The organism is Chamaesiphon sp. GL140_3_metabinner_50, assembly GCF_025361915.1.
GTDB lineage: Bacteria > Cyanobacteriota > Cyanobacteriia > Cyanobacteriales > Chamaesiphonaceae > Chamaesiphon.
This window is the reverse complement of sequence record NZ_JANYJC010000249.1, coordinates 1-11,086: the sequence shown is the minus strand read 5'-3', so window position 1 is coordinate 11,086 and position 11,086 is coordinate 1. Positions and strand designations below refer to the sequence as shown.

15 protein-coding genes and 1 tRNA gene are annotated in these 11,086 nt (G+C 46.4%); 6 read left to right on the top strand and 10 right to left on the bottom strand.

All coding sequences use genetic code 11. The features are described from left to right. On the bottom strand, positions 1–678 hold a 678-nt coding region (locus tag Q0R35_RS12535), incomplete at its 3' end, for an ABC transporter substrate-binding protein (RefSeq protein ID WP_295618480.1). Positions 679–743: 65 nt separating this feature from the next. Here Q0R35_RS12535 and Q0R35_RS12530 point away from each other — a divergent pair. Next, on the top strand, positions 744–1,343 hold the full coding sequence (locus Q0R35_RS12530) for a chromophore lyase CpcT/CpeT (RefSeq protein WP_295618477.1): 600 nt from the start codon (positions 744–746) through the stop codon (positions 1,341–1,343). 88 nt (positions 1,344–1,431) lie between these two features. After that, entirely contained in the window at positions 1,432–1,716 is a 285-nt protein-coding gene (locus tag Q0R35_RS12525; RefSeq protein ID WP_295618474.1) for a hypothetical protein, read from the top strand. Positions 1,717–1,835: 119 nt separating this feature from the next. Here Q0R35_RS12525 and rplA read toward each other — a convergent pair whose 3' ends face one another. The 4 genes from rplA to secE are packed head-to-tail and all read right to left on the bottom strand — an operon-like array spanning position 1,836 to position 3,913. Continuing rightward, positions 1,836–2,543 (bottom strand): 50S ribosomal protein L1, encoded by a 708-nt coding sequence (gene rplA, locus Q0R35_RS12520; RefSeq protein WP_295618471.1) that lies wholly within the window; start codon positions 2,541–2,543, stop codon positions 1,836–1,838. Positions 2,544–2,603: 60 nt separating this feature from the next. Continuing rightward, positions 2,604–3,029 carry a 50S ribosomal protein L11 gene (gene rplK / locus Q0R35_RS12515; protein ID WP_295618467.1) on the bottom strand — a complete coding sequence of 142 codons (426 nt, stop codon included), beginning with the start codon at positions 3,027–3,029 and terminating at the stop codon, positions 2,604–2,606. Between the two features lie 12 nt (positions 3,030–3,041). Continuing rightward, positions 3,042–3,677, bottom strand: coding sequence for a transcription termination/antitermination protein NusG (nusG, locus tag Q0R35_RS12510; protein ID WP_295618464.1), 636 nt, complete (start codon positions 3,675–3,677; stop codon positions 3,042–3,044). Then, entirely contained in the window at positions 3,674–3,913 is a 240-nt protein-coding gene (secE, locus tag Q0R35_RS12505) for a preprotein translocase subunit SecE (RefSeq protein ID WP_295618461.1), read from the bottom strand. The genes nusG and secE overlap by 4 nt, the downstream gene beginning before the upstream one ends. A gap of 497 nt (positions 3,914–4,410) precedes the next feature. Between secE and Q0R35_RS12500 the strand changes: the two genes are divergently transcribed. Next, positions 4,411–5,190, top strand: a complete 780-nt coding sequence (locus Q0R35_RS12500; RefSeq protein ID WP_295618483.1) for a sigma-70 family RNA polymerase sigma factor — start codon at positions 4,411–4,413, stop codon at positions 5,188–5,190. Positions 5,191–5,345: 155 nt separating this feature from the next. Here the strand turns inward: Q0R35_RS12500 and Q0R35_RS12495 are convergent, their stop codons facing one another. The 5 genes from Q0R35_RS12495 to Q0R35_RS12475 all read right to left on the bottom strand — a co-directional run bounded on the left by Q0R35_RS12495 (position 5,346) and on the right by Q0R35_RS12475 (position 8,888). Then, positions 5,346–5,690 (bottom strand): hypothetical protein, encoded by a 345-nt coding sequence (locus tag Q0R35_RS12495; RefSeq protein ID WP_295618458.1) that lies wholly within the window; start codon positions 5,688–5,690, stop codon positions 5,346–5,348. A 218-nt stretch (positions 5,691–5,908) separates the two neighbouring features. Further along, positions 5,909–6,277, bottom strand: coding sequence for a hypothetical protein (locus Q0R35_RS12490; RefSeq protein WP_295618455.1), 369 nt, complete (start codon positions 6,275–6,277; stop codon positions 5,909–5,911). Between the two features lie 381 nt (positions 6,278–6,658). Continuing rightward, a complete protein-coding gene (locus Q0R35_RS12485; protein ID WP_295618452.1) occupies positions 6,659–6,937 on the bottom strand; it encodes a GlsB/YeaQ/YmgE family stress response membrane protein in 279 nt (92 codons plus the stop codon). Positions 6,938–7,079: 142 nt separating this feature from the next. Continuing rightward, positions 7,080–8,408 (bottom strand): hypothetical protein, encoded by a 1,329-nt coding sequence (locus tag Q0R35_RS12480; protein WP_295618450.1) that lies wholly within the window; start codon positions 8,406–8,408, stop codon positions 7,080–7,082. 177 nt (positions 8,409–8,585) lie between these two features. Further along, positions 8,586–8,888: a DUF6679 family protein gene (locus Q0R35_RS12475; RefSeq protein ID WP_295618446.1), complete on the bottom strand. Its 303-nt coding sequence runs from the start codon at positions 8,886–8,888 to the stop codon at positions 8,586–8,588. Between the two features lie 452 nt (positions 8,889–9,340). Here Q0R35_RS12475 and Q0R35_RS12470 point away from each other — a divergent pair, with 452 nt between their 5' ends. From Q0R35_RS12470 to Q0R35_RS12460, 3 genes are all read left to right on the top strand, one after another. Then, positions 9,341–10,210 carry an aldose epimerase gene (locus Q0R35_RS12470; RefSeq protein ID WP_295618442.1) on the top strand — a complete coding sequence of 290 codons (870 nt, stop codon included), beginning with the start codon at positions 9,341–9,343 and terminating at the stop codon, positions 10,208–10,210. A 67-nt stretch (positions 10,211–10,277) separates the two neighbouring features. Next, positions 10,278–10,349, top strand: a tRNA-Lys gene (locus tag Q0R35_RS12465). 237 nt (positions 10,350–10,586) lie between these two features. Next, positions 10,587–11,086, top strand: a 500-nt coding sequence (locus Q0R35_RS12460; protein WP_295618439.1) for a class II fructose-bisphosphate aldolase, incomplete at its 3' end; no start/stop codon positions are given.

The following is an 11,086-nucleotide window of genomic DNA, read 5'->3' as shown; positions in this document are numbered from 1 at the left end:
ATCGGGATCGGCTGCAATTAATTCATCCCAACTAATTCGCGGCGAATGTTGTCCGGTAACGCCGCCAATTGGTTTACCACCAGCGATTTCGACAAGTTCGGGAATCCAATTTCCTGCCAACATTAACGGATCTGTCCACTCTATGCAAGCAACTTTAGGCGGATTAACAAGTAAATTTTGACACTGCGTTCGACAGGTATCTACTCTAGTTTGAAGTGCCGATACGATCGGTTGCCAGTCCACATTTAACATCTCACCTACCCGTTGAATATCTGCCCAAACATCGGCGATCGTGTCGGGTTGAAGTGAGATAATTTGAGGGTGACTATTCGTTAATTTCGCGACTGCTTTTTCTACTTCACCAAAACTGACCGCGCAAACATCGCATTGGTCTTGGGTAATAATATGAGTAGGTTGCAGTTGTGTGAGCGCATCGAGATTAATTTCGTAGATGCTGACTGCGGCAGCGAGTAATTTGTCTACTTCTTGATGAATCTCACCGCTTGATTGATGGATTGAAAGTCTGGCTGAGGTACAAATTGCCCGATTTTTAACTTCAGGTGGATAGTCGCATTCGTGCGAAATTCCGACTAATCGATCTGTCAATCCCAAACAATCGATAATTTCGGTAGCACTAGGTAACAGTGAAACTAGCCGCAGCGATGCTAATTGAGTCATAAATTGTAAAAATAGAAAGGCACGGTTCTAGTAAAATCGACAGTAACTAACATCTGACCTTCACTATGACTCATTCTACCGATATTCCTACCCTGGCACGCTGGATGGCTGGAGATTTTAGCAATCAGGCTCAAGCGTATGAAAATCCGCCATTTTTTGCCCACATTCGGGTGTGTATGCGTCCGCTACCTTATGAGTTATTTGGTGGGGTGAGTTTGTTTCTAGAACAGGCTTATGATTTTATGCTGCACAATCCCTATCGGCTGCGGGTGCTGAATTTTGTGATTGTAGATAATCGCATTGAAATCGAGCATTATACGATCGAACCTGAAGCCGATTTTCATGGAGCCGCACGCAAGCCAGAAATGTTCGATCGATTGACTCGCGATAAAATTATTAAAATGCCCGGTTGCACGATGATTACCGAGTGGACGGGGAGTACTTTTAAGGGCTATGTGGAGCCTGGAAAGGGCTGTAAGATAACCAGAAACGGGAAAGAGACATATTTAGACAATAGCTTTGAAATCAGCCCTCAGGGGCTAATTAGCCTCGATCGCGGTCGCGATATCGCTACTGACGAACATGTCTGGGGATCGATCGCGGGGCCGTTTGAATTTACACAGACGGCGAGTTTTGCCGATGAAGTGCGGGTGAATGGCTGTTAGCCCCGATTTTATCGATCGCTGTTCGCGCCTGAGATGGCGATCGCCTAAACTAAAAATACCCTAAAACCTCAAACTTATCGCCAATGATATGACACAAGCTAACGAACCAAACGACTCTCAAAGAGAAATCAACCGCCGCTTTAGAGATTTGAGCTGGAGGGTAGAAAGATTAGAGACAAGTCAGATGCCAGCTCGGAGCCTAAGTGAATCCTTCGACAGGGTATATGATGAGATCGACGCACTTGAAGGAATTGTCAATCAGAGATTCGACAGGCTTGAGGGTGAAGTAAGCGAGATGAGATCGGAATTAAGGGAGATTGGCAATAAGTTCGATATTGTCATGAACTATATCACTGGACAAAGCAACTCTTAAAGATCTTAACGATATACTTTGGGAGGATCGCGGTCTTCCGCTCTAAAAAAAGAGTAGGGGCAATTCATCAATTGCCCCTACTCTTTTTATCCCGTGTAAATAATTAAACTATTTACTAACTATTCATTTTTCATGTCGCGGAGACTGCTGATGTCGATTTCGATCGATGGCCCCATCGTTGCCGAGACATACATACTGCGCCAGAAGCGACCCTTAGCCCCAGAAGGACGGTTGCGATCGATACTCTCTTGGAATGCTTTGAGGTTGGCTAAGAGGTCTTCAGGGGCGAATGCGGCCTTACCGAAGAGAATATGCACGATTCCAGATTTATCGGCACGATACTCTAGTTTACCTGCTTTAAATTCCGCGATCGCGGCACCTAAGTCGGTGGCGACCGTACCTGCTTTAGGTGAAGGCATCAAACCGCGTGGGCCGAGGACTCGTCCTAGTCGGGCGATTTGAGGCATCATATCGGGAGTGGCGATTAATAAATCGAAATCCATCATCCCGCCTTGAATTTCGGCGATTAATTCTTCGGAACCAGCTAAATCTGCACCAGCAGCGGTCGCTTCAGCTACTTTTTCACCACGAGCGATGACAGCAACGCGGATGGTTTGTCCGGTACCTTTAGGTAATGCGACAGTCGTCCGTAATTGTTGGTCGGTATACTTAGGATCGATACCCAGACGGACGTGAACTTCAGCAGATTCAGCAAACTTAGCAGTTGCTGTTTCATTGATTAGTGCCATTGCTTCGATGGGTTCGTAAGCACGAGTCTCGATTTTTTTGGCTAACTCTTGATACCGACGCGAATACTTTTTGGTCATGATTGCTCCTGGGGTGAATGACGAGGATCTACCTCTCCCCCAAATATGGTGGATAAAATACTAGTCAACGATCGCCACACCCATGTTCCGGGCGGTACCAGCAACGATTTTCATGGCTGCGTCGATGTCATTGGCATTGAGATCGGGCAATTTAACTTGCGCGATTTCTTGCAGTTGAGCGGAGGTAATTTGACCGACTTTTTTCTTGTTGGGTTCGTTGGAACCAGTTTCGATTTTAGCGGCTTTTTTAATTAGTACCGAAGCTGGAGGTGTTTTGAGGACGAAGGTAAAACTCCGATCTTCAAAAATCGAAATCTCGACGGGAATGACCGTACCAGTTTGCTCGGCAGTTTTGGCATTATATTCTTTACAGAATGCCATGATGTTCACACCATGTTGACCCAGTGCTGGGCCGACTGGCGGTGCGGGGTTAGCTTTACCAGCGTTGAGGGCTAGCTTAACAATTGCGACTACTTTCTTTGCCATTAGATGTGTGTATTAGCCCTGTCTTTGGACTTGATTAAATTCGAGTTCTACGGGGGTATCTCTCCCGAAGATAGAGAGCAAGGCTTTGAGTTTACTCCGTTCGGGGCTAACTTCAACGACCTCGCCTGCAAAGTCCTTAAATGGACCAGACATAACCATAATCTTATCGCCTTCGGTCAGATCTGTCTTCACTACTGGCTCTTGTTCGAGAGCTTGTTTGAAGATCCGGTCTGCTTCACCGCGAGATAGTGGTAGCGGTTTAACGTGTCCGCGTCCGCGTCCGTAGCCGCGTTTTTGCTCCGAACCGACAAAGTTGATTACGTTGGGGGTATTTTTAACTACCTGCCAAGCATCATCATCCATCGACATGCTCACCAATACATAGCCGGGGAATACTTTTTCCTCAGCGGGTGTTTTGGTACCATCTTTTTTGAGTCGGATGGTGGGAGTTTGGGGAATCTCAATTTGGTAAATGCGTTCGCCCATGCCAAAGGAGTGAATCCGTTGCGTTAGATCGATTTTGACTCGATTCTCACAGCCAGATGCTACTTGAACTGCATACCAACGCGCTGGTTCTTTAGCTTTATTCGTCCGATCTCGGTCTTGAAGATCGTCATCATCATCTAATTCATCTGCGATCGAACTCATACAAATACCTTACCAGCAGCCCAGCTAAAGAGATTATTGACTAGATAGATAGTTGTCGCTGACAAAGACACCATCGCAATTACCGCGAGAGATTCACTAATCAGTTGTTGACGACTGGGCCAAATTACTTTGGTGAGTTCGGCTTTACTATCTTGAACGAGCTGCACTGGGTTAAAACCAGACGCAGATTCAATCGGTGCTGGCTCGGTTGATGACGGTTCGGGTTTTTTGACCATAAGATTTAACTCCTCTGGACGATCGGAGGATGTAAGGGTAACAGATCACTAGTTTACCCGAAATTTTTACCTCGTGCTTACGTAAATTAGCTCTCGATCGACTGAGTTGGAAAGATGGTCGCGCGAACGAGACTTATGTCAATTTTTGCAGATTAGGGCGTGCAAGATCGCGAATTTGGTAAATTATTTTTATCCTTAAAATTGCCCAAAACCCTTAGAGTACACACAATCTAGTAAATATCTGTACGTAAATCCACTTACTTAACAAAAATAGACACAAATGGATTTCCGTAGATCGACGCTGTTGGGAAATAGGTTGCGTAGAGAACAATGTAGCAGTGGAGATAGCCAAACCCCGGCATCCCAACCGCAACTCGTTCTTCTACAGCTTCAGTCTCCAGTCTCCAATGTCCGAACCCTCTGTTGTGATTATGCCCATTTCTTCGCAAATAGCATCAATCCCACAGCATCTATCTTTACAAAAGGTTGCTCAAACGATGGCTACTCAGGCTTCCGCTCATTCCGAATCGATTTCCTTGTTGATGAACTACTATCAACAGCCAAGCATCAAAATTCGCAATCAGTTAGTTTTACTCAATGCTGGGCTAGTCAGACAAATCGCCCACCGGATCGGTCGTCAATGTGCAGAACCCTATCAAGATTTAGAGCAGATTGGTTATCTAGGATTAATTCGCGCCATCGAACGTTTCAACCCCCACCAAGGCTGTGCATTTAGCTCTTTCGCAGTCCCCTATATCAGAGGCGAAGTCTTGCACTTCCTCCGCGATAAGAGCAGTGTTCTGAAGATTCCCCGTCGTTGGCAAGAACTCCAAAAAGAAGGTGAAAAAGTCCGTCAGCAATTAACGGCGAAGTTGGGTAGAAAAGTTCGGGACGAAGAAATCGCAGCGGTGTTGAATGTCTCTGTGAACGAATGGCGTGAGACTCAAGCCGCAGAACACAATCGTCAGGCTTTGAGTTTAGACGCAACGGTGGGACAAATGCTCGATTGTCCGGTTACTCTGGGGGATAGTTTGCCAGATACCCGCGAACAACAGCGTCAATATTTAGAAGAAGAACGCCAGCAGTTAGAAGGAGCGATTAGCGAACTCGAATCGAAAACCAAACAAGCGATCGAATTTGTCTATATTAAGGGATTACCCCGCAAGGAAGCAGCTAAAAGAATCGGTGTCAGCCCGATGACTGTCACTCGCCATCTCCAACGCGGTGTCAAGCAATTATCAACACTATTACACCCCGAAGATGCGGTGATGACTTAATTAACGTGAGTTGCCACCCATAGAACGCCTACGGTTAGAAACCGCTGAGGTTGTAGGTAGCAACTGACGTTAATCAACCATTTACGAATCTGGAACCATCATATTTTAGTGAGGATCGCTCCTCACTTTTTTCGCGTCCGCGATCTTGGCGCGACTCAGGATTCGGTATTCTTGGGTAAAATCCAGAATCGATACACTAAATATAAAATCACTCCAAACACAGACAGGGTAATCAGCGAACTAATCAACTGAAAGACGGTTTTAATCAGCGATAAACCTAGCAAACCACCACCTGCGATCGCCAGTAGTTTACCACTGGCTGGAATACTGCTAAACCAACTGATAAACTGTTGGTAGCTCTGCTGAAGTCCATCGATTCCTAAGCCAGGAGCATCAACATTTATTTGGTTGAGATGCTCGGATCCCGAAACAGATCGATCGAAATTGCTCTTCAAATCTTGGATCCGGCGTTGCCAATTTTGGGGTTCTGGGGAAGTCATGTAGATTGTGGATTGTGGATGATTTCTACGATTGAATGTTGGAGGTGGCGACGGATGAAGACAGTTCGCTCCAATATTCCAGTCTAGAGTGTTCGATCCTCAGAGTTGGCGGTCGGGTAAATCGGTGGTAACTGAGGCTATGTGTAGATTATCGGCGATCGCCAATCGAATTTTCGAGCGCGACGATACAGAAAATAACTTGGCTATTACCCTCGATCTTAGTCTTGCATGACTTCGACTGCAACGACATCGATCGTATCTGGTGGCGTATCGCGTACCAATTGACCTCGATCGACTTTGAGTACTTCACCGCAGTTGGTACACTGAATCTCACTCCCATTAATGCCTTGCAACGGCTCGGTACATACCGGACATTGAGCTTGGACGATACTGCGACGCAGCCACCAAAAGAAGCCCAAGAATCCGACAATTGGCGTAACGATCAGCAATCCTACTACGATGAGAGCCGATTTAACAATCCACCCTAATCCTAGACTACCCAATAATAGGCAAATTGCCACAATTGTCAGCCAGGATTGCGCCGGAGGTAGATTGACTTGAAAAAGATTAGGGCTGTTGTTATTCACTCAATAATTCGCTCCATAGGATTGGAAGCTGTGTCGTTCGAGGGCTGGCTGGGCACGATCTGGATTAGTCGAAAACCGTGCCGATACTTATAGTTTATCGGAAAGCAGCCGTAAATGCGCCTGCACTTGCGACTGACAACCGAGATTTGATGCTATGAGAATAGTAGATGCAATCTGTCGATTTTTATCTAAGTTCGGAATTTAGCGATTCTTGCCGATTTGGGTTCGCACCGAAATGGCTAATTTGGGTCTGTCCGAGCGAATGACGAGCTAATTTTTAAAGACGACAGCAATCTCTAAATCGATGACCTCGTTCTTGTAACATCAGCTCTGTCGAATCGCGCTTTGCTCTAGTCTAGCTAGGTAATTAGTAGCAATTTCCTATGCATTTCTAGTAATTAAACCCCAGATAAAGATCGCAATCATCGAACCGATTACAGCAAAAATTAGCGAAGGAATTAAGGCTCCAGTCGCCGCCCCCGATGATGCCATCACAAACGACCCTTTCGTTACCAATGTATATAAAGTTCCCCCAATAAAGGCTCCGACGATACCTAGCACCATCGTTGCAATTAAGCCACCGCCTTGACTACCGGGATAAATCATCTTAGCAAGTGCGCCAGCGACTAGACCGAGTACTACCCAACCGATAATATTCATTAGGTTAAATTCTCCAGCTTTGAAAGTTTAGTTCGATACTCTAATCTTACCGATTTTAATTGCAGATTATCGTCTGCTTGCAGATCGGTTTTCCCTATTTTAGCCGATCGGCTTAGTGCGGCTCTGAGCGGTCGGTCAATTCTTAACTTTTCGCGCCAAATCCACCCTTTTTCGGTTGAGACTTAGGCTTAGATTTGTCCTTACTTACTTCTAGAACTGCGGCTTGGAACAATTCGTGGAGATGAATGGGCACGCTGGCGAGATCGGGTAAATCTGGTTCTAAATATTTATTAAATTTAGTTAATACCGAGTCAAGATCTGTTGACGTAAAATTTGGTAGTTCGAGACTTTGCCCAATCGCCATCGGTAACCGTTCGGGAAACTCGATCGCCAATCGCCGCCACACGTAAGCGTTCATCTGCGGATCTGCCAAACATTTGCGGACGAAGTTGAGATCGGCGGGGAGATCTGCCAAATCAGATGCGAGTAAATTTTTAAGTCGGGGATAATCGACTAAAAACATCTGTCCCCAGTAGGGATGACTCAGTGCGGTAACTGCGGCTGCCGATCGCATCTGTTGGGGGAGTTCGACTGTGGGTGCGACCATCTTGCCAGAGGGGGCTGCTTGCCCCTGGGCGGCACTCGGATCGGGTAAACCGAGTGTTGTGGTCAAAGCTTGCAAATCTTCGGCTGTAACCCCAGAATCGGCGGCGATTTCACTCAACGAGCGATTTCCATCGATTCCGGCTGTCTCTAGTTGCCGTTCTAGCATCCAGGTTTGAAATTCGCCAACCCGCGTTTGCAATTGTTTGCCTGGGAGGGTAATTTCATCGCTCCCAAAAAATTCGACAAACCGATCGTGGTAAACTGCCACTGATTCCCAAGCTGCGGCTAATTCGTCGGGCGCATCGCTGTAAAGATAATGCGGATAATTTTGGCGAAAGGTGCCGACAGCTACGGCTAATTTTGGTCTACCCAATCGCCCTAAAGCGACCCACGGAGCTAAAATCGCCCAATCGATATCGACGATCTGACTGAGTTGTGCGACAATTAAATCGCCAACTTTCAATCGACTCATTGCCGTCTGGGATGGCTCGTCGGTAAACTGCACCCGGTAATGCTTGGCGGTGAGCCAATTCATTACTTCTAAGCCATTCGGGAAGATTTGGACGATCGCCAATAATCCCACAAAGCTGCGCCGCCAATTAGCGATCGTCTGACGATCTGCTAGGCTCAGATCTGGCTGACTGGCGAGAAATAAGTCTAAGGGCGATTTACCATCGATTTCTGCTTCGATCGCAAATCTATGAATCAACAGCTTCTGTTGTCCCGGATCTAACTGCGGGTGACGCTGTATTTGTCTGGCTGTAAAGCTGGCTAAACCGCTGGCAATATCGCCCCGATCTGTTTGAATAAAGTCGATAATTGCCGACCATAGCACGCCAGCACGGGCAAAAAGCGGATCGAACATGTTTATGGCTGGGAGGGGGATTGTGGGGACGGGGCGACGGAGAGGAGAAAAACTAAAGAACGCAGTTCTACTAAAACCTAAAACCTAAAACCTAAAACCTAAAACCTAAAACCCCTTCTCTTCTAAAAGCATTAAGGAGTTACTAGCTAGGCTAATAACTCCGTTAGATGGGAGCGGTTACTCTTCAGGAGTAGCTGGACGAATTTGTTCTAGTTCGTGACAGTCGTCGGAGACTAGCGGTTCGGCATTTCCGCGATAGACAGAGGCTAATTTCTGACTGATCGAAGCAATACTTTCCAGTCTGACCATTTCTTCCCACGCCGAGACTTCATCATCTTCATCAGTCTCGTAGCGAATCGTGACCAAATCGCCCTCAATATCGGTAATGCGGGCACGTTCGATCCACCGTTGTTGATCCCGCAGGAAAATACATACTTCCCGACCATCTTCGCACATTTGATAGATCTTACGATGTAACATAGTTAAACTCTCCTAAACAAATAAATCTGGCGATGGAAGTGGGAATCTAGTGGTAATCCTGGGGAGGATGGTTAGATTAGCTTTCCCAAAATTAACTAGATGCAATTGGTTTAGTTGAGGAACTTAATGCGAGCATCTACCCAAGATTTGAGGACTACACTTGTCACGACTCCACTGCTGAAGTTGTACCAACTGCGATCGTTATCAGATCCAAAATTCGAGTCTGTCATTGCTAATGGTAATAGGTCGCCTGACTACAGGGACTGTGAATTACTCGATCGAGATTTTGCGAACGCCGATCGTGTAGCCTATATAACTATAATACCCGTTTGCTCGTCGATTTGCTTAGATAAATCGATCGGAATCACTAGTTATCCGAGTATTGGCGGAGGGCGCGCTTCAAACCGTTGCCCAGTCATCAACAAGTGCTAACCCTACACCCTAAAAATTAGATGTTTACCGTCACCAAACAGCCTCAAACCGAACCAATCTACGTGCTAAATGATACGGATAGCCACAGCTCTCTGACTGTTTTCCCCGATCGCGGTGGGATTGCAACCAGTTGGCAGGTGGGCGATCGCGAGTTAATGTATTTAGATGCCGATCGGTTTACCGATCCAAAACTCAGCGTGCGCGGCGGGATTCCAATTTTATTTCCCATCTGCGGAAATTTGCCAGATAATGCTTACTCACTCAGCAATAAACAATACTCGCTCAAGCAGCATGGTTTTGCACGGGAGTTACCTTGGCAAGTTACCAGCCAATCTACCGCTACCGATGCGAGTTTGACAGTGGTACTCGAAAGTAATGGCGACACTCGTCAAGTCTATCCGTTTGATTTTAGCGTGAGCTTTACCTATCGCATTCGCGGCGGCGATTTGGTTATCGATCAAACTTACACCAACAAGTCCGATACACCAATGCCCTTCAGCACTGGCTTACATCCCTACTTCTTGGCGACAGATAAAGTTCGACTCACATTCGAGATTCCCGCCGACAGCTATCAAGAAAAACAAACGGGTGAGATTTATCCCTTCGCTGGCAAGTTTGATTTTAGTCAGGCTGAAATCGATGCTGCCTTTACCAACGTTAAGGCAAATGTCGCCACCGTCCATGATGCCGGACAAGCGATGGAGCTGACAATGACCACCAGTACCAATTATCGTACCGTCGTATTTTGGACGGTTGAGGGTAAAGACTTCTATTGCTTAGAACCTTGGACGGCTCCTCGCAATAGTCTCAACACGGGTATCGATCTGCTGCATGTCGCTCCCGGCGAGACTTTGAACTGCAACGTTACTTTTAATGCCAAGTTTGTTTAAAATAAGCCTTGCGTAAATTCAATCGGGCGTGTTATCTTATTAAAGGTCTGATTAATTCAGACCGAGCGGGACGCTAGCTCAGTGGTAGAGCATTCGGCTTTTAACCGATTGGCCCCGAGTTCGACCCTCGGGCGTCCCATTTACAAAAAATCGATAAGTAGTTTAGGGAGTAGTAATATCTGCTCCCTTTTGCATTATTTCACGAATATTTTAGCAATCTCTAGTTAATTTTATGGCAGGGAGGATCGAGACTAACAGATCTTTGGTAAAGTATGTTTAGTTTAAGAATCGTGAATTGACGATCTTCCTTTGGAACGGCATTGCCCGCGATCGACGATCGAATCTAAAAGATTTAAATTTATAGGAGGAATTTCTAATGGCTCTCGTCCCATTGCGGCTTTTGCTGGATCACGCGGCTGAAAATAGCTACGGTATCCCAGCATACAACGTTAATAACATGGAGCAGATTCAAGCAATCATGCAGGCTGCTCAAGAAACCGATAGCCCAGTCATTTTACAAGCATCTCGCGGCGCGAGAAACTATGCTGGTGAAGCATTCTTGCGTCACCTAGTACTAGCAGCAGTGGAAACATACCCGAATATTCCCATTGCCATGCACCAAGATCATGGTAACAGCGCAGCAACTTGCTACTCAGCAATGAAACAAGGCTTTACCAGCGTCATGATGGACGGCTCGCTCGAAGCCGATGCCAAAACTCCCGCCAGCTTTGAGTATAACGTCGATATTACCCGTAAAGTCGTCGAAGTCGCTCACGCGATCGGCGTCAGCGTAGAAGGCGAGCTAGGCTGCTTAGGTTCCCTTGAAACAGGCATGGGCGAAGCTGAAGATGGACATGGTTTTGAAGGTGCGCTTTC